Consider the following 18,780-nt stretch of genomic DNA (forward strand, 5'->3'; position numbering starts at 1 on the left):
TAATTAACTTATGTTCGCATTACGAACTCAAATAAAAAGATAAGCATGGATGCCAGGCCCGCACGGGCCCCAATAGCCGATCCTCCCTAACCGAAAGAGAGACGCCTGACGGCGCCAGGGAACCTCTTTGGCCAGGGAGTTGGTCCTCCAAAAGCTGACGGCGCTGATGCCCCGTCAACTCGCGAAACCAAACCGAGAACTCAATAACCATGCAAGCCGTGACCAACTTCTCCGTCCGTATCGTGCAACGCTATCTGCCGAGCGCCTTTGTGCTGGCGATCCTGCTGACCGCCATCGTCTTCCTGCTGGGCGTCACCCTCACCGACCACTCCCCCATGGACATGGCCAACTACTGGGGCGGTGGCTTCTCGAAGCTGTTCAAGTTCGGAATGCAGATGACCCTGGTGCTGCTGACCGGCTACGTGCTGGCGCTGACGCCGATGGTGCAGACCCTGCTGACCGGCATGACCAAACACGCCAGCACCCCCAAACAGGCCATGGTGCTGACGATCGTCGTCAGCTTTGTCTGCTATTACCTGAACTGGGGCTTCGGCATGGTGACCGGCGCCATTCTGGCCCGCGAAATGGGCGCCCGCATCAAGGGGCTGCACTTCCCGCTGATCGTGGCCGCAGCTTACGGCGGCGAGCTGGTGCGCGGTCCGTCGTCGTCCATCCCGCTGGTCATTGCCACACCCGGGCACTTCATGGAAGACAGCATCGGCATCGTGCCGGTCACGGAAACCCTGTACTCATCGTGGAATATTGCGCTGACGCTGGCCCTGCTGGTCTTGCTCATCATCTTCTTCTTGCTGCAAAAACAGCCGGAGAAAATCGTGACGCTGCGTGTCGGCGACGAACGCCAAGACGAAGAAGTGCTCGACAAGGCGTCCATGAGCCCGTCCGACCGGCTGGAAAACAGCCGCTGGCCGACGCTGCTCCTGGGACTGATCGCCGCGGCCTTCCTGGTCGGGCAAGTGATCGACAAGGGGTTCAACATCAACCTGAACACCATCATCGTGATCTTCCTGGCGCTGGGACTGCTCCTGCACAAGAGCCCGGCGGCTTACCTGCACGCGGCTGAAAAGGCGGTCAACGCGGCTCGCGGCATCATCGTGCAGTTCCCGCTCTACGCCGGGATCGCGGGCATGATGACCAGCGCAGGACTGGTGACCCAATTCAGTGAAGCGATCATTTCCGTCGCTACACCCACCAGCTTTCCGCTGTTGACGTTCCTGTCCGCCGGTATCGTCAACTTCTTCATTCCATCCGGTGGTGGCCAGTGGGCCATCCAGGGCCCGATCATGATGCAAGCGGCCGCCGCCATCGGTGCCGACCCGGCCCAGACCATCATGGCCTTTGCCTGGGGCGATGGCTGGACCAACCAGATCCAGCCCTTCTGGGCGCTGCCGCTGCTGGGCGTCGCTGGCCTGTCTGCCCGGGACATCATGGGCTACCTGTTGATCTGGCTGGTGATCGCGGGTGTGGCGATTTCCGGTACGTTCGTCGCGTTGTCCGTATTCGGCTGATCTTCTGCCCCTCCTTCCCGGCCAGGCAATCCACCTGGCCGGCTTTTTCCCTCCTGAACTTGCAGTCGCCCCGGCAACCGACCGGGATCATGCCCTGCATTTGCACCTTCCCCGGGCCTTTATTACCGTGCCGTGACGCCTGACGGACCATGGAACCGGTCGACAGGACAGGCTCGCCCTCGCGCAACGGATTTGCGCAGATTCAATACCCAAGGGAATGGATATGCAGATCAAACACCCCCGGGATCTCACGCTTCGGGATCTCCTCCGTATTGAATCACCCGAATTCGCCCCGAGCAGTCTCCCGCTCAACACGGCAATCGCCAGCCCCAGTCTCAGCGAAGCACTCAATCTCGCCGATGATTTTACTGGCAGCCCCTACCGGTCAAGACCACGAGCGCATGGATCGTCTCAGGACAACGTTGCGGGATTGACCTTCCGCGAATCGCAACCGTACTGTTCATGTCAATGCGCCGGAGAACGCATGAAACATTTCGTTTTCCTCGCGGCCTTGGCTGCCACCACTTTGTCAATTCAAGGCTGCTCAAGCCTGGAAGCCAACGACAAGCACTGGTCCTATTCCGTGGCTGCGCCGGAACACTGCCGGGTGAGGGTTGAGCATCTGGAGTTCGAGAAATCAGGAGAAAGACACTGGCGCATGCCAGTTGGGGGCGTCGAATGCTGCTGGAAAGGTGATAACGGGCCGATCGGCCCTGGCGGATCAATGCGCCCTTTCCCAAATTACATTGGCATTCAGTGGTTCTGCTTTGCAGATCAAAAATATTACCAGCGGCTGGTAATCTCCATACACCCGCCCAATCATCACCATAGATTTCTCCATCGTCAGCCGTCGTTTCACGGCCGACCTCCTCGCCAGACGGCGCTCCGTCTGGCGATTTCACCTTTTATCCAATCGCTCCCAATATATGCATAAAAAATCATAAGACTTTTGGCTAGTTGCAGGCCTAACCACTTTTAACTGCAATCCATCATTGGTGATTACATGTTCACGACCTGTAACACCTATGAAATACCATGCATATAAAACAACAACAATGAGAGCCGCTATGAGAGGAATCATCGCGCGCCAGGGTTGTCGGACAGGGGATCTCGGCTTACCACCATCCCTCACAACCGCCCTGCTTGATCTCACCAAGGCTGTGCACGCTGTAGGTATTCGACCCTCGCCTCTCGATTTCATCAGGCGATATCGCCGAAGGCTGACCAGCGAACGGTAACGATCCCAATGGACCCCAACCTCGCCACGGCAAGCGCTGTGACGCATAAGCAATAAAAAGAGAGAGGATTGTATATGGACGGCATTACTGAAGACGGCGCGCTCGCGTCGAACGGCCGGGGCTCGGCCGGCTTCTTCTCCCGTGAACGGACCATCGCCGGTCCGCAATTCAACCGATGGCTGGTGCCAACTGCCGCGCTGGCGATCCACCTGTGTATCGGGATGGCCTATGGCTTCTCGGTGTTCTGGCTGCCGATGACCAACATCGTCTCCAACGCTGATCCGGCGATGTGCTCGAACCTGAGCTTCTTCCAGGCACTGACCACCACCTCCTGTAACTGGACGGTGCCGCAGGTCACCCACATCTTCGAAACCTTTATCGCCATGCTCGGTGTCTCCGCAGCCCTCTGGGGCGGATGGCTTGAGCATGCGGGTCCGCGCAAAGCGGGTTGCATCGCGGCACTGTGCTGGGGTGGCGGTCTGATCGTCGGCGGCATCGGTGTGATGGTGCACCAGCTGTGGTTGGTCTACCTGGGTTGCGGCATCCTCGGCGGTATCGGCCAGGGGCTGGGTTACATCACTCCGGTTTCGACCTTGATCAAATGGTTCCCGGACCGTCGCGGCATGGCCACCGGCTTTGCCATCATGGGCTACGGTGGTGGCGCAATGATCGGCGCGCCGCTGGCCGTCCTGCTGATGGGCCACTTCACCGGCTCCGGTGGTACCGGCGTTGCCATGACCCTGGTGGTGATGGGTGCGATCTACATCGTGGTGATGGCCTCCGGCGCGATCGGCTTCCGCGTGCCACCCAACGGCTGGAAGCCTGAAGGCTGGACACCACCGAAGGAAGCGCACGGCAGCGGCATGATTACCCGTCGCCACGTGCATCTCGACACGGCCTGGAAAACCCGCCAGTTCTGGCTGATCTGGGGTGTGCTGTTCCTGAACGTAACCGCCGGCATTGCGGTGATCTCCATGGCCAGCCCGATGCTGCAGGATGTATTCGGCGGGGAGCTGGTCGGCATCGATAACGGCGGCGCAGCGCTGACAGCCGCGCAATCAGCGGCGGTGGCGGCAGCGGCCGCGGGCCTGGTCGGCCTGATCAGTCTGTTCAACAGTGTCGGCCGCCTGTTCTGGGCCTCACTGTCCGACAAGATCGGCCGCAAGAACACCTACTACACCTTCTTCATCCTCGGGATGATCGTCTACTGCCTGCTGCCCACCTGGGGCCATCTGGGCATGCCGCTGATGTTCGTCATCTCCATCTGCATCATCCTCAGTATGTATGGCGGTGGCTTCGCCACAGTGCCGGCGTACCTGGCGGATATCTTCGGGACGCAGATGGTGGGTGCGATCCACGGTCGCCTGCTGACGGCCTGGTCCGCGGCCGGGATTGTCGGTCCGCTGGTGATTGCGGCGCTGCGCGAAGCCCAGCTTAATGCCGGCCTTGAACCCAGCCAGGTGTACGACCGCACGCTGTACATCATGGCCGGCCTCCTGTTCGCGGGCCTGATCTGCAACCTGCTGGTCAAACCGGTGAAGGAAGAGCACCACATGACCGACGAGGAAGTGGAGAAGGAGCGCTCCCTGCAGCACGACGACAGCATCTCGGCCAACGCAGAGACGGCGGCGCGAGGCAGCTTCGGCATCGGCGGCGTTCTGGCCTGGCTCGGGGTGGGCGTACCCTTCCTGATCGGTCTGTACATCGCGCTGGCCAAGGCGGCTGCCCTGTTCTGACGTGAGACTTGGGTGAGTTTTCCGGGCGTCGTTACGGCGCCCGGAGATTCAGGCGCGATCGCTTTCCAGCAACTGCGCGAAGGTACAGATCTCGCCACAACGATCCGGAGCATAGCCGGCCAGCTTATCGATCTCGGCCAGGAACGGTTCCGAACTCATCAACGCGAGCAGCTGCTGCATATTCTCCTGCTGCAGTCGCTCTTCGGGACAGATCAGCAGGTAGTGTTCGGTGGAGAGATGGATAAAGTCGAGGCCGAACTGGGCCGCAGCCGCCTCCACCCCGAAACCGACATCCGCCATGCCGGCGGCCACATAGGCCGCCACAGCCGTGTGGGTGAACTCTTCCCGCTCGGCGCCGTTGATCTGGCTTTCGGTAATGCCCTGCTCGGCCAACAGCATGTTGAAGAGGATACGGGTACCGGAATGTTCATCGCGATTGATAAAGCGGATGTCCGGGCGCGTGAGGTCAGCAAGACCGGTCACGTCTTTCCGGGTGTCGCTGCGAATGATGAGCCCCTGCTCCCGGGTGACAAACCGGATGATCCGCAGGCTCTTCAGGTCGAGCTGATCCCGGTAGGCCCGCATCACCTGATCCGCCAGCCGCGAGCAGGATGGAAAATGGAAACTGGCGATGTCGCAGTCCCCGCGACCCAGCGCATTCAGCGCCTCGGCCGGATTGCAGTACTGCAGGTCCAGCTCCACCTGATCGGCAAAGTCGGGCAGCAGCGCCACCGCATAACCATGACTGGCGTGCAGCCTGAGAATCGGATGCGCACCGGCCAGCAACTGCTGCAGCTGGTTGTTCAATTCCGACGCCATGCTGTCCATTTGCGGCCCCAGTCGCGCCTTCACACGCTGCTCGGACCAGAGCAGTTTCTCGCCCAACGGCGAGAGTTTCGTGCCCTGCCCCTTGCGCATATTGACCAACGGGAGCCCGAAGAAATCGGCACCGCGGTTGAGCAGGTTCCAGGCGTGACGGTAGGAAATCCGGGCCTCCTCGGCCGCCAGGGTGAGTTTACCGGAGTCCCTCAGGCTCTTGAGCAGCCGGAACAGGACCGGGTCGAAAAGCTCGCCGTCGTCGCTGCGAAACACCCAGGCCGGCGAGATACTCAGCTTTTTTCTATGCATTGTTATTCATATTTATGGGGCGATAGGGGAGTGCTATTTTGGCCCCATAACGTCTCAAAAGCCAAAACAATTAAGAACGATCGTTCCTATAAAAGCGATCCACTAACAACCTGATGAGATAACTGCCATGCCACACGCCGGTCCCCAACCCGTACAGGACTGGACGCCCGAGCTGATCCAGCAGGCGGTCGACGCGCATAAAGACATGCCCGGCGCCATGTTGCCGATCCTCCACGCGATCCAGGACCGCTTCGGTTATATTCCGGAAGCAGCCGTCCCGATCATTGCCGAATCCCTGCGTCACACCCGCGCGGAAGTACACGGCATCATCAGCTTCTACCACCACTTCCGGACCCAGCCCTCCGGGAGCCATGTCGTCCAGGTTTGCCGGGCCGAAGCCTGCCAGGCCGTTGGCGCCCGCCAACTGGAGGCGCACGTCAAGGAGCGCCTGGGCGTCGACTACCACCACACCAGCCGCGACAACGAATTCACGCTGGAGCCGGTGTACTGCCTCGGCAATTGTGCCTGCGGCCCGTCCATCCGGGTGGATGACGACATCCACGGCCGCATGGACGCCGACAAGTTTGACCGACTGGTGGACAACCTGACCACGACCGCCGTGGAGGTAAAGTGATGACTGTGACCGTCTATGTGCCTTGCGACACGACGGCCCTGGCCCTGGGTGCCAACGCCGTGGCCGACGCGCTGCAGCAGGCCGCCAAAGCCAAAGGCGTCGATATCAATCTCGTGCGCAACGGGTCCCGCGGCCTGTTCTGGCTGGAGCCACTGGTCGAGGTGGAGACATCCGAGGGCCGCGTTGCCTATGGCCCTGTGGAAGCGTCAGACGTGAGTGGTCTTGTCGAAGCCGGCTTGTTCGAGGGCAAGGCGGAACATCCGCTGGCCCACGGCCTGACCGACGAGATTCCATACCTTAAGAAACAGCAGCGTCTGACCTTCTCCCGGATTGGCGTGACCGACCCGCTGTCCATCGAGGACTACCGCGCCCATCACGGCTTCGCCGGCCTGGAAAACGCCCTCAACATGGACGGCCAGGCGATCGTCGATGCCGTGAAAGACTCGGGCCTGCGCGGTCGCGGCGGCGCCGCCTTCCCCACCGGCATCAAATGGCAGACCGTACACGACGAGCCGGAAGGCCAGAAGTACATCGTCTGCAATGCGGACGAAGGCGACTCCGGCACCTTCGCCGACCGGCTGGTGATGGAATGCGACCCGTACATGCTGATCGAGGGCATGACCATCGCCGGGCTCGCCGTCGGCGCCAGTCAGGGCTACGTCTACCTGCGCTCGGAATACCCGGTGGCGCATCGCATATTCAACGAAGCCCTGGACCGGGCCTACAGGGCCGGTTATCTGGGCCGGAACATCCGCGGCAGCGGCAAACACTTCGACCTGGAAGTCCGTCTCGGCGCCGGTGCCTACATCTGCGGTGAGGAAACCTCCCTGCTGGACAGCCTGGAAGGCAAACGGGGCATGGTGCGCGCCAAGCCACCGCTGCCCGCCATCAAAGGCCTGTTTGGCCGACCGACCGTGGTTAACAACGTCCTGTCCCTGGCAGCCGTGCCCAACATCCTCGATCAGGGCGCACAGGCCTACGCCGATTACGGCATGGGCAAATCCCGCGGCACGCTCCCCATGCAACTGGCTGGCAACGTTAAACGCGGCGGCCTGGTGGAGCTGGCGTTCGGCATCACCCTGCGGGAACTGATGGACGACTTCGGTGGCGGCACCCTGAGTGGCCGTTCGCTCAAAGCCGTGCAGGTCGGCGGACCGCTCGGCGCCTACCTGCCGGAAAGCCAGTGGGATACGCCCATCGATTACGAAGCCTTCGCCGAGTTCGGCGGTGTGGTCGGCCACGGCGGCGTGGTGATGTTCGATGACACTGTGGACATGGGCGAACAGGCCCGCTTCGCCATGGAATTCTGCAGCGTCGAATCCTGCGGCAAGTGCACCCCCTGCCGGATTGGCGCGGTGCGCGGCGTCGAAGTCATCGACCGCATCCGCGCCGGCGAAAATGCAGACGCCAACCTCACGCTGCTGACCGACCTCTGCGAAACCATGGTGGACGGCTCGCTCTGCGCCATGGGCGGAATGACACCCTTCCCGGTGCAGAGTGTGATGAAACATTTCCCGAATGACCTGACCCGGCAGAAAGCCTGACGGAGGGGAGACACCTCATGCTGAACTATTTCGACCCCAGCCAATACCGCATCGATCCCGACCGGGATTACGGCACTCCGGCCCAGCTCTCCGAAAAGGCCGTGGCCCTGACCATCGACGGCGTCGAGATCAGCGTGCCGGAAGGCACCTCCGTGATGCGAGCAGCCGCCCTCGCCGGCATCACCGTGCCCAAACTCTGCGCCTCGGACAACCTGGAGGCCTTCGGCTCCTGCCGGCTTTGCGCGGTGGAAATCGAAGGCAAGCGCGGCTATCCCGCGTCCTGCACCACACCGGTAGCCGAGGGCATGGAAGTCCATACCCAGACCGGCAAGCTCGCCAAGCTGCGGCGCAACATTATGGAGCTGTATATCTCCGATCACCCGCTGGACTGCCTGACCTGCCCTGCCAACGGCGATTGCGAGCTGCAGGACATGGCCGGGGCCGTCGGCCTTCGGGACGTACGCTACGGGTTTGACGGTGCGAACCACCTGGACGCGGAAACCGACGCCTCCAACCCCTACTTCAGCTTCGATCCCAGCAAGTGCATCGTCTGCTCCCGCTGCGTGCGGGCCTGCGAGGAAGTCCAGGGCACCTTCGCCCTCACCATCGACGGCCGCGGTTTTGACTCCAAGGTGGCCGCCAGCCAGGACGAAGACTTCATGGATTCCGAGTGCGTGTCCTGCGGCGCCTGCGTGCAGGCCTGCCCGACCTCGACGCTGATGGAAAAGAGTGTGATCGAGGAAGGTGTGCCGGAGCACAGCGTCGTCACCACCTGCGCTTACTGCGGCGTGGGCTGCTCGTTCAAGGCGGAAATGAAAGGCGACCAGCTGGTGCGCATGGTGCCCTACAAGGGCGGCGACGCGAACCACGGCCACTCCTGCGTGAAAGGCCGCTTTGCCTTCGGCTACGCCACCCACAAGGATCGCATCACCGAACCGATGATCCGCGATTCCATCGACCAGCCCTGGCGCACCGTCTCCTGGGAAGAAGCCATCGCCTTCTCCGCCAAACGTCTTAAAGACATCCAGGCCCAGTATGGCCGGGAAAGCATCGGCGGCATCACCTCCTCCCGCTGCACCAATGAAGAAACCTACCTGGTGCAGAAGCTGGTGCGCGCGGGCTTCGGCAACAACAACACCGACACCTGCGCCCGGGTCTGCCATTCCCCGACCGGCTATGGTCTGAAGACCACCATCGGCGAATCCGCCGGCACCCAGACTTTTGACTCCGTGATGAAGGCCGACACCATCCTGGTCATCGGCGCCAACCCGACCGATGCCCACCCGGTGTTCGCCTCGCAGATGCGCCGCCGCCTGCGCCAGGGTGCCACCCTGATCGTCGCCGACCCGCGTCGGATCGACCTGCTGAAGACGCCCCATGGCAGCACCAGCATGCACCTGCCGCTGCGGCCCGGAACCAACGTGGCGCTGATCAACTCATTGGCCCATGTGGTCGTCACTGAAGGGCTGGAAGACACGGATTTCATCAACAAACGCTGTGAAGGCGACGCGTACAAAGCTTGGCGCGACTTCATCAGCGAGGAACGAAACTCTCCTGAAGCACTGGAAGCGGAGACGGGTGTCCCCGCCGAACAGGTTCGCAAGGCGGCCCGCGCTTACGCCAACGCCGGTAACGGCGCCATCTACTACGGCCTGGGTGTGACCGAACACAGCCAGGGCTCCACCATGGTGATGGGCATTGCCAACCTCGCCATGGCCACCGGCAACCTCGGCCGTGAAGGCGTGGGCGTGAACCCGCTGCGGGGCCAGAACAACGTGCAGGGCTCCTGCGACATGGGCTCCTTCCCGCACGAGCTGCCGGGCTACCAGCATGTGGGCGATCCCGCCGTGCGCGAGCGCTTCGAAAACCTGTGGCACGTGAAGATCGACGACGAGCCGGGCCTGCGCATTCCCAACATGTTCGACGCCGCCATCGCCGGCCACTTCAAGGCGCTGTACGTGCAGGGCGAGGACATCGCGCAATCGGATCCCAACACTCAGCACGTGGAGCAGGCGCTGACGTCCCTGGACTGCCTGATCGTGCAGGACATCTTCCTGAACGAGACCGCCAAGTACGCCCACGTCCTGTTGCCGGGCTCCACCTTCCTGGAGAAGAACGGCACCTTCACCAACGCCGAACGCCGCATCAACCGGGTGCGCAAGGTGATGGCGCCAGTGGCCGGCAAGGAAGACTGGGAGGTCACCCAGGATCTGGCCAACGCCCTGGGCTACCCGATGAACTACAGCCACCCGTCCGAAATCATGGACGAGATCGCCCAGCTCACGCCGACCTTTACCGGGGTCAGCTACGCGAAGCTGGACGAACTGGGCAGCATCCAGTGGCCGTGTAACGCCGAACACCCGGACGGCACGCCCACCATGCACGAGCTGGACTTCCCCATCGGCAAGGGGCATTTCGCGATCACCGAATACGTCGCCACGCCGGAACGCAGCACCCGGCGCTATCCGCTGCTGCTGACTACCGGCCGGATTCTCAGCCAATATAACGTCGGCGCCCAGACCCGGCGGACCGAGAACAGCCGCTGGCACGAAGAGGACGTGCTGGAAATCCATCCCAGCGATGCGGAATTGCGGGGCATCAGCGACGGCGACTGGCTGGGCGTGAGCAGTCGGGTCGGCCAGACCGTGCTACGCTGCCGTATCAGCGATCGCATGCAGCCCGGAGTGGTTTACACCACGTTCCACCATCCAGGCAGCGGTGCCAACGTGATCACCACCGACAGCTCCGACTGGGCGACCAACTGCCCGGAATACAAGGTCACAGCGGTGCAGGTGGAAAAAGTGTCGCAGCCGTCGGAATGGCAGAAGCATTTCCAGTCCTTTGACGAGAAGCAACACGAATATCTCGAAAAATCGAAAGATGAGTCCAACTTTGCCCTTAAATGACGGAGAAGACCCGGCCACACCACCGGACGGCCTCTCGCCCCTGTTCCGGACCCGCGTCGACGAACGCGGGACGGAACACAGCGGGGAAGCCGAGGACGTTGTGGCCGAGGAAATGCCGGTGGCGATGGTCTACAACGGCATTTCCCACGCCGTGATGATGGCGACGCCGGTGGACCTGGAGGACTTTGCGACCGGTTTCAGCCTGACCGAATCCATCCTGGACCGTCCGGATGAACTCTACGACATCGAGGTGCATTTCAGTCCGGCGGGAGCGACAGTCGAGATGACCATCGCCAGCGAACGGATGTTTGCCCTGAAAGCCCAGCGTCGCAACATGACCGGCCGGACCGGTTGCGGGCTGTGCGGCACCGAATCACTGGAGCACGCCATCCGGGACATCCCGAATGTGGGGGCTCACCCGGCCATCACCGACGAGGCCGTGCAGAAAGCGGTACGCGAGCTGAAACAGCACCAGCCCCTGCAGGCCCAAACCGGTGCCACCCACGCCGCCGCCTGGTGCGATGTGGACGGCTCGATTCTCGCCGTGCGCGAGGACGTGGGCCGGCACAACGCGCTCGACAAACTGGTGGGCTACTGGCTGCGGCAGGGTCGTGATTTCCGGAGCGGGTTCGCTCTGGTGTCCAGCCGGGGCAGTTTCGAGATGGTTCAGAAAAGCGCCATGGTCGGCATCGGCTGCCTGGTCGCGGTTTCAGCGCCGACCGGCCTGGCGATCCGCGAGGCGCGCAAGGCCAACCTGACCCTGATCGGTTTCGCCCGACCGGGTCGACACGTGATTTACCACAGCGGAGAAACGTCGGCCCAACCGGCCGGCGCCATGCAGGAGAATAAAACGTGAATAACGAACTGCATCACCTGATCGAGATGATCAACCAGATCAGCGACAACAACCTGCATCACGGTGAGGCCGAGCACGCCGCGGACATGGTCGCCACCCACCTGAAGAAGTTCTGGGCCCGCAGCATGAAGGATCAGATCATCGCCTACGCCGAGAGCGACGGCAGCGAGCTCAACGCCGTGTCAAAACTGGCGGTGGAAGAACTCAAGGCGTGGCGTCAGGCCAAGGCGAGTTAAAATCCTCTGGTTGCCTGGTCCTTATTTTATTTTTTCAGTGAAATTATAATAACGGGCAGCGTTGAATTAACTTCGCGACGGCCAAGTATCAATACTCTGTACTATCTGGCCGTCTCTTCCCTGGCTTCGTACTCCTGCACCAACTGCTGCAAAAAGTGCATCCCCGCGGAACTCAGGAAGTAGCGCTTGGGTCCGGTCCTGAACAGGAGCTGGCGCTTGCCCAGGTAATCCAGCGCTTCGCCAATGCCTTTCTCGAAGCGGGCCGCGCGAAGGATGTCGCGGTATTCCTCATCCGCTTCCAGCGCATCCACGTCTTCGTCCCGCAGGCCGGCATCCGGCCGGCCCAGGTACTCCAGATCCCGACCTGACCGCGCAAAATAACGCCCGATCAACAGCAGGCACACCTGAACGCGGAAGGCGTTTTCGTCGTGCTCCTCGCTGTCCTCGTCGGTGTTCTCGCGCAGGTAGAAGAACGCACCGTTTTCGTTGAAGACCAACTCGCTGCCCAGATGCTCGTAGAACACCCGAAAATGGGACAGGTTGTTGTACAGCAGGTTGTAGAGCGGGTTGGCTTCCAGTTCCGCGCGGTTGGCGTTGTAAACGTCCCGCACGATGACCTTGCCGGCGGCCAGTTCGCGGAACAACGCCGCGCTCTGTGCCGGGGCAATGTGATCGAAGCCGTTTGTCGAAGCGGTCGGTTCCGCCGGCCTCGCGGTGTCGACGGACAGAGCGTGTTCAGGATCCGGCATGGTTCGCTGCTTCCTGTTCGGTGATTGAATTCGGGCGCGGCTCCAGGCGGCGCCGGCGATAGACGAAGACATCGGCAATGTCGTCGGTCCGGGCGTCCGCTTCCAGGGTCTGGAAACGGTTGGTGGTGACCACCCGGAAACCCTCCGGATGCTTGTGGTTCAGGCGGTTGACCGCCGCCAGCAGATCCGGGAACCGATACCCTTCCACGACGCCGTCCAGGCGGCCGTGCAGCTCGCGCACCAGATCGCCGGTGGGCCGCAGTTGCAGGGTTTCCAGCCACTGGTACAAGGTCTGGATGCGCTCGGCGTCGACTTTCGGATCCTTGCCGGCCGCACCCGTCTTGCCCAGATCGGGCACCTGTGCCTTGCGCCCCAGGTCCGCCAGCCGCAGATCCAGCTCGGAGAACAGCAGTTGGTAGTAGCTGGACGATTGTCCGAATGCATACTGCTTCGGCCGGCTCTGGGCCTTGAGCCCCACCAGGAAACCGGTGGTGCGGGAGAAGTCGCTGCCATCCAGCCACTTCTTCTTGAGATTAAGGGTTTCGGTCTCTTCCTTCAGCTCACGCAACTGACCGAAGAAATGCTCCATGGCGTTGTACTGGATCATGCTGCGGCGGGTCTTGCGCAGGAAGTGATCCACCTCGGCCGCCAGGCTCTGGATGGGCTTGTGCAGCGCGTTGAGACTCAGGGATGAGCGGAACATCTGGTCGGCGATGTCCTGCTGTCGGTTCTGCTCCAGCAGCCGGATGATGCCTTCCAGCGTGGCGAACAGGTTGGCGCCGTCGGGCAGGCGCGTGTCCGGATTGAGGAACACCAGCGTCGGCTGGATATGCCGCTCGTACAGGGTGGCGATGCGTTCCAGCAAATCCTGGCGGAAGGCGGTGAACTGCTCCGGCTCGCGGCTGGCATCGCCGGACATGTCCGCCAGGTCGGCGCTCAGGGTCTGCATGCGCAGGATGTTCTGGCGCAGCAGGCCGATCAGCAGGCTGACCCGTTCGTTCAGGTCGTCGCGCAGTTCGGTGAAATCCGGGTCGGCGTCGTTGAAGGTGCTCCGGGTCAGCCGGTCGTGGATGTCCCGCAGGGTGACCAGATGGCCCCGCAGGCGGGCGTCGGTCAGTTCCTGGTAGAGCGAGGCGTTGCAGGCCCGGATCAGGTTGAGCAGCGCTTCCTGGAACACCAGCCGGCGCTCGCCTTCGGCCTTGACGATGTCGATCACCAGCCCGGTACGGAACAGGTTGTCGGTACTGAACCCGGTGCGGATGCGCTCCTGCTCCGTACGCTTGAGATCGCGCACGTAGTCGAGCACGTCCATGGCCAGTTCGCTCTCGCGCACGTAGCGCACCGATTCCCGGTCCATGCGCTCGATCACCCGGAACAGGACCCGCGGGTGTTCGAACAGCAGCCGCGTGGTGTCGAGGGTGCTGAAGCGCTTACTGCTCATGGCTCACATCCAGCAGGTGATGCTGCGTCTGGTCGAACCATTCGGCGAGCCCTTCCCGGTCACTGAAGCCTTCCGGGCCGCCCCAGAACACCAGGTTGCGACTGGCGCTGTAGGGGCGGTCGGTGCGCATCTGCCCCACTTCCAGATGACGGCCGACCTGGAAAATCAGCTCCGGACTGGCGCTGTGGGTGGCCGCCGAAAACAGGTTGAAACCTTGGTGCTGCAAGCGCTCCAACAGGGCCGGCACCTGACTGACGTCGACGCTGGCCAGCTCGTCCAGCACCATCGGGAACGAAAGGCTGATCTGCGGATACAGCACCCGCCGCAGCAGGCGGTGGACCAACTCCAGGTTGATCAGGGCCGTGGTCGAGGTGGACTGGCCCTTGGTGTCCAGCGAGGTGGCCGACTGCTTGCGGGTGCGATAAGAGACGCCGGTGACCACCTTGTCCATGGTCAGGCGGTTGCCGCTCTTCTGATCCCCGAAGAATTCCGCAACGAACACCCGCAGGCGGTCGTAGAAGGCGTCGGACTGGAGCTTGCCCGAGGCGTACGGGTCGATCGCGGCCGATTCCTCCACCAGATTGTGGAACTTGGGATCGGTGTGGATATCCACGCGGATCTCCACCAGATCGTTGATGGTGACGCCTTCCAGCTCCCGGTTGAGGGCCGTCTCGAAACGCCGGATGTGCTCGCTGTTGGCTTTCAGGGCCTGGCGGTAGCTCGCCACCGTCTCGTTGTGGGAATCGATCTGCTCGCGCAGGACCCGGCCGCTCTCGGCCAGCCCGTTAAACAGATCCGACAGCGACTTGAAGGTATCGCGGATCGTCTGCCAGCTGGGGCTGTCGCTTTCCAGCGCGCCCTCGCGGTCCTCGCCAATCCCCTTGTTGACCAGCCGGCGCAGGCTTTCCAGGATGCTGAAGCGCAGGCGCTCCATCTCCTCCAGACCGCTGCGGAGGTCGTCCTGGCGCGCGACGGTCAGCGCGTCGGCCGCCAGCGGCTCGTCCGCTTCCACGGATTGCAGCGATGGGAACCGGCGCTGATCGGCGGTCACGTTGTTCTGCAGGTGGAGCAGTTCGGTCTGGCGTTCCTGGGCGCGCTTGGCGGCGGTCTGGGCCTTGTCCAGCTTGGCGCCGACGGCTTCCACGCGCTCCCGCTCAATGGCCATTTTCTCTTCCAGTTCGGCCAGCGCGCGATTGGCCTCATCGATGGCCTGCCCGGCGTCCTCGATGTTGGTGGCGGCGCTGGGCAGGCGCTTGAGGATGTCCAGATCCTTGCGGGTGGCGGCGATGTCCTTCTCCGCCTGCTGGATGCGCTGCGCGCGATCCGGACCACCGCTGGCATTGTCGTCCAGTTCCGCCAATTGGCGGCGGGCGGCGTTGAGCTCGCCGTCCAGCTTGCGGCGCTGGGCCGGGAAGTCGTCCGCCTGCGCGGCCCTGGCCGGCAAGGCGGTATCGAACCAGTCATAGCCCTGCTCGGTCTTCTCGAACAGTGCAGCCATCCGGCTCAGGGTGGCTTTGGTCTCGTCATCCAGCGCCTGCCCCGGGCTGGCCGACACCAGACGCGGGTTCACCGCCCGCAGCGGAGCCACTACGTCATCGTCCAACTGGTTCTGGAGCTGCCACTGGGCGCGCTGCTCGCGCTCGGTCACCGACGTCAGGTCCGCTTCCAGCTTCTCGATGTTCTTGTTCAACTGGATCTTGCGCTGTTCCGCCTGGGCCGCGCTGTTCAGCGCGTTGAGCTGGGCCTGGCTGTCCTCCAGCGCCTCGTCCAGGGCGGCCTGGATTTCCTCGGAGGACATATCGCCATAGCGCGACACCAGGATCTCGCCATCGCTCTGGGTCTTCTCGGCTTTGGTCAGGACCGACTTCTGCGCCTTGATCTCCCCTTCCAGCCGGTTCTGATCCGTCTTCAGGGTATTGAGCTGTTTCTGGGACTGCTTGAGCGTGCCCTGCAGGTCATCCCGCTCGCGATCCGCGTCCTGCCGTTGTTGGCCGATGTCTTTCAGGGCCTGGGCCAGCCCGTCGCGGAACGCGGCAAAGTCATGCTGGGTGCGGGTCAGGGTCTGGTATCGCTCGAACGCCGCCTGCAGCTTGTCGAACTGCGGGCGGGCGGATTCGATCCGGGCCAGGTGTTCCTGCCGGCGTTTGAGCTGGTCGTGGCGCTCGAGAAACTGGTCAATATCCAGCTCGAAGGCGTCGTCGGCGAATTTCTTGTCCGCCTCGATGATGCTGGCCACCGCGTGGGCCATGGCCTTGTCGTCGGCCTTCATCTCGAACAGCAGCAGGATCAGCGTGCGCAGGGACTGGATCTTGCGCTCGTCGGGATCCGCCAGGGGCAGCACGGAGTAGCGTACCGCGTCCGGGGACATCAGGTCGGAACTGTAGAGCATCGACTTGAGCTTGCCGGGATCGCTGGTCACCACCGTCTCCCGGGACAGCTTCTTCAGCGCCTCGGTGACCTTGCCTACGGACAGCCCGGACACCGCCTCACCGATGCCATCGGCGTCATCTTCGGCGCAGTGCCAGAACAGGCCGCGCAGCTGGTCGTAGGCCACCGGCACGAAGATCCGGCCGTAGCTGAGCTGGCTGCTGTGCTCCCGGTAAAGGACCTGGCAATGAGTGCCGGACGGGCTTTCCACTTCCATGATCAGGAAGCTGGACTGGCTGGGGAAGTAGTGCTGGTAGCTTTCCTCGTTGGTGTAGAAGCTGCCCGCGCTGGCGTTGCGAAAGGCAAACTTGTTCTTGCTGTTGCGGAAGTTGCTCTCCGGCAGCAGGAACAGCCGCAGCGAGTTCAGCAGGCTCGACTTGCCGAGGTTGCCGCTGCCGAGCAGCAGGGCGTGCTGGTTCAGGGGAATCTCGACGTAACAGAAGCCCGCCGAATCCACCAGCACCAGGCGGCGAATCCCGAAGCGGAAATAGGCCTGCGCTTCGCTTTGGGGCATCCCCTCAGTGCTCATCCAGAATGATCTCCTGTTCCATAAATTTCCGGGTCTCGCTGAACAGCGAGGCCAGCCCGGCAAAGCCCAACGTCGACGCCCGGTTGATGGCGTCCATGAGTCGCTGCGGTGTCTGCGGTGTTTTCTGAAAACCGTCTCGATAAGGCGCCCAGTCCGGCGGCTGCAGGAACCGCATCCGATCGCCCAGCCGTGCCTGCAACGCCTGAAACATTTTCAGGCCGCCCAGATCGTAATCGAACGCGCAGTGGATGCGCTCGTAGCCGGCCAGCCAGTCGGTCACCGGCTCACGCAGCACGCGATGGCCGCCGCCCAGGATGACGTCACAGGTGGCCAGCGACAGCGTCTCACCCAGGCAGGTGCCGGCGAACGCCAACATCTGGCGGTATTGGGCGAAGTTATCCTCGTTTTCGATCACCAGCGCCGTCGATTTGGGCGTAAAACCGATGTGGCTGGCGCCAGCAGTCAGACACGCCACATCCGGCCGCGGATCCGCAAGGGCGTCATGGTAAACCAGAACGAAGGCGGTTGCCGTCACCCTGCGGTGGGAATCCCCCTGCAGGGCGGCGTCGCGACGGGATGACGGCGCCTGGGCCAAACGCTCCAGCTCCGTCATCACGGCCTCATCCCGACAGGTCACCCGCCAGCGCTGCTGCGACACCCGGTCCAGCTCAAAACAATCGCGGTGCCGGGCGACCAGATCCGGCGGCAACTGTTTGAGGAACGCAGAATAGTTGATCGGCTTGCCCTCACGTATTGCCGCGAGGTATTTCGCCAGGGCCAGACTCATGCCGGTGACTCACATCCAAAAGAGAACGGCCCAGAATACGAAATCGGCCGGGCCGACACCAATGCCGGACACTCAGTCGCGGACGTACACCCAGTTCGTCGCCACATTGTCGCACACGATCACCCGGGCACCGGAGGGGGCGCAGTTTTTCAGACTCTTCGGCAGCTCGTCCGGCGGTTTGCGGTTCACTCCAAGCGTGCGCTTGTCCTGCTTGAGGTAGTCGAACGTCTCGTCCATCCGCTGGGCAAAGTCGATGCCCTTCGCCTCGTGACGTCGGAAGCTGTTGTAGAAGCGCGTGAAACTCATGGTGGTGCCGCCCAACCCGATCTCCAGCATCTTGGCGATGTAGCGGTCGTAGGCGTCGGAGAGGTAGGCGCGAACCGCCGTTTCGTCCGACAGGTCTCCGCGATAGGCACTCAAACCCAGGCGATTATCGTCATCCAGCACGCCGGCACGGAGGGCCGAATTCGCCTGATTGGTTGCCAGTTCGTATCGGGCCGACGGACAGCGAATAACCGCCCCACTCAGCCGGCAACCATCGAATGCCGAGTCGACAGCCGGTGGAGGCGTCGGTTCGATTTCGGGGTCGGGTTCTGGGCGTTCTGAAGTGACCGGAGGGGCAGGTTTTGCCGGTTGAGATGTCGCCGCCTCGGCTTCGGGCACCGACAACCCCAGCCGGGCCGCCGGTCGCTTGAGCAACAGGGCCTGAACCTGAGGGGAGTTGCGGCGGAAGTCCTCGAAAGTGGGTAACGTCGACCCGCCGCCTTTGGCCTGAATATCGCAATACAGCTGTTCATACGCTGTCGCGGGATCTTTCGGGCAAGCGCCGTAAACCAGGGGGCTGATCAGCAGCAGCGCAAACAGGAACGGGCGAAAAGTCAGTCGGCGTTTCATCGGTTGTCGTCGTGTGAAGTCCGGCATCGACACTAAAGCAAAGCGCGAGGATCTGCCAACACCGTAGGACGCGCCCTCACAAAAAAGGCGCCAACCGGTCAATCAGTTGCCCGATCGACCCGTCGGCGCCTGTTTCAGGGCGCGTCATT

At 62.6% G+C, this 18,780-nt stretch carries 14 protein-coding genes; 8 read left to right on the top strand and 6 right to left on the bottom strand.

What is annotated here, in order from left to right; genetic code table 11:
- Positions 1-209: 209 nt before the first annotated feature.
- The 3 genes from JL474_RS20250 (at position 210) to JL474_RS20260 (ending at position 4,500) form a co-directional block, all read left to right on the top strand.
- On the top strand, positions 210-1,526 hold the full coding sequence (locus tag JL474_RS20250; RefSeq protein ID WP_203143710.1) for a short-chain fatty acid transporter: 1,317 nt from the start codon (positions 210-212) through the stop codon (positions 1,524-1,526).
- A gap of 223 nt (positions 1,527-1,749) precedes the next feature.
- Positions 1,750-2,460, top strand: coding sequence for a DUF2931 family protein (locus JL474_RS21575; protein ID WP_236012398.1), 711 nt, complete (start codon positions 1,750-1,752; stop codon positions 2,458-2,460).
- Positions 2,461-2,838: 378 nt separating this feature from the next.
- Positions 2,839-4,500 carry an OFA family MFS transporter gene (locus JL474_RS20260; protein WP_203143713.1) on the top strand — a complete coding sequence of 554 codons (1,662 nt, stop codon included), beginning with the start codon at positions 2,839-2,841 and terminating at the stop codon, positions 4,498-4,500.
- Positions 4,501-4,548: 48 nt separating this feature from the next.
- Here the strand turns inward: JL474_RS20260 and JL474_RS20265 are convergent, their stop codons facing one another.
- Complete coding sequence (locus tag JL474_RS20265; protein ID WP_203143715.1) at positions 4,549-5,628, bottom strand: substrate-binding domain-containing protein; 1,080 nt, start codon at positions 5,626-5,628, stop codon at positions 4,549-4,551.
- A gap of 127 nt (positions 5,629-5,755) precedes the next feature.
- Between JL474_RS20265 and JL474_RS20270 the strand changes: the two genes are divergently transcribed.
- Genes JL474_RS20270 through JL474_RS20290 form a run of 5 tightly spaced genes read left to right on the top strand, consistent with a single transcriptional unit; the run spans position 5,756 to position 11,804 of the window.
- Positions 5,756-6,262 (top strand): formate dehydrogenase subunit gamma, encoded by a 507-nt coding sequence (locus JL474_RS20270; protein WP_123636079.1) that lies wholly within the window; start codon positions 5,756-5,758, stop codon positions 6,260-6,262.
- Positions 6,262-7,806 (top strand): formate dehydrogenase beta subunit, encoded by a 1,545-nt coding sequence (locus JL474_RS20275; RefSeq protein WP_203143717.1) that lies wholly within the window; start codon positions 6,262-6,264, stop codon positions 7,804-7,806. Before JL474_RS20270 ends, JL474_RS20275 begins: the two co-directional genes overlap by 1 nt.
- Before the next feature lie 17 nt (positions 7,807-7,823).
- On the top strand, positions 7,824-10,712 hold the full coding sequence (gene fdhF / locus JL474_RS20280) for a formate dehydrogenase subunit alpha (protein ID WP_203143719.1): 2,889 nt from the start codon (positions 7,824-7,826) through the stop codon (positions 10,710-10,712).
- Positions 10,699-11,568, top strand: a complete 870-nt coding sequence (gene fdhD, locus JL474_RS20285; RefSeq protein WP_236012399.1) for a formate dehydrogenase accessory sulfurtransferase FdhD — start codon at positions 10,699-10,701, stop codon at positions 11,566-11,568. Before fdhF ends, fdhD begins: the two co-directional genes overlap by 14 nt.
- Positions 11,565-11,804 (top strand): formate dehydrogenase subunit delta, encoded by a 240-nt coding sequence (locus JL474_RS20290; RefSeq protein WP_203143723.1) that lies wholly within the window; start codon positions 11,565-11,567, stop codon positions 11,802-11,804. The genes fdhD and JL474_RS20290 overlap by 4 nt, the downstream gene beginning before the upstream one ends.
- Positions 11,805-11,905: 101 nt before the next feature.
- On the opposite strand, the gene JL474_RS20295 is transcribed toward JL474_RS20290, so the two are convergent.
- The 5 genes from JL474_RS20295 to JL474_RS20315 all read right to left on the bottom strand — a co-directional run bounded on the left by JL474_RS20295 (position 11,906) and on the right by JL474_RS20315 (position 18,631).
- Complete coding sequence (locus JL474_RS20295) at positions 11,906-12,553, bottom strand: condensin complex protein MksE (RefSeq protein ID WP_236012400.1); 648 nt, start codon at positions 12,551-12,553, stop codon at positions 11,906-11,908.
- Complete coding sequence (locus JL474_RS20300) at positions 12,540-13,994, bottom strand: hypothetical protein (RefSeq protein WP_203143725.1); 1,455 nt, start codon at positions 13,992-13,994, stop codon at positions 12,540-12,542. Before JL474_RS20300 ends, JL474_RS20295 begins: the two co-directional genes overlap by 14 nt.
- A complete protein-coding gene (locus tag JL474_RS20305; RefSeq protein WP_236012401.1) occupies positions 13,984-16,950 on the bottom strand; it encodes a coiled-coil domain-containing protein in 2,967 nt (988 codons plus the stop codon). Before JL474_RS20305 ends, JL474_RS20300 begins: the two co-directional genes overlap by 11 nt.
- On the bottom strand, positions 16,940-17,737 hold the full coding sequence (locus JL474_RS20310; protein ID WP_236012402.1) for a DUF2220 domain-containing protein: 798 nt from the start codon (positions 17,735-17,737) through the stop codon (positions 16,940-16,942). The genes JL474_RS20305 and JL474_RS20310 overlap by 11 nt, the downstream gene beginning before the upstream one ends.
- Positions 17,738-17,809: 72 nt before the next feature.
- Positions 17,810-18,631, bottom strand: coding sequence for a hypothetical protein (locus tag JL474_RS20315; RefSeq protein ID WP_203143727.1), 822 nt, complete (start codon positions 18,629-18,631; stop codon positions 17,810-17,812).
- Positions 18,632-18,780 lie beyond the last annotated feature (149 nt).

The organism is Marinobacter mangrovi (assembly GCF_016798325.1).
Lineage (GTDB): Bacteria > Pseudomonadota > Gammaproteobacteria > Pseudomonadales > Oleiphilaceae > Marinobacter_A > Marinobacter_A mangrovi.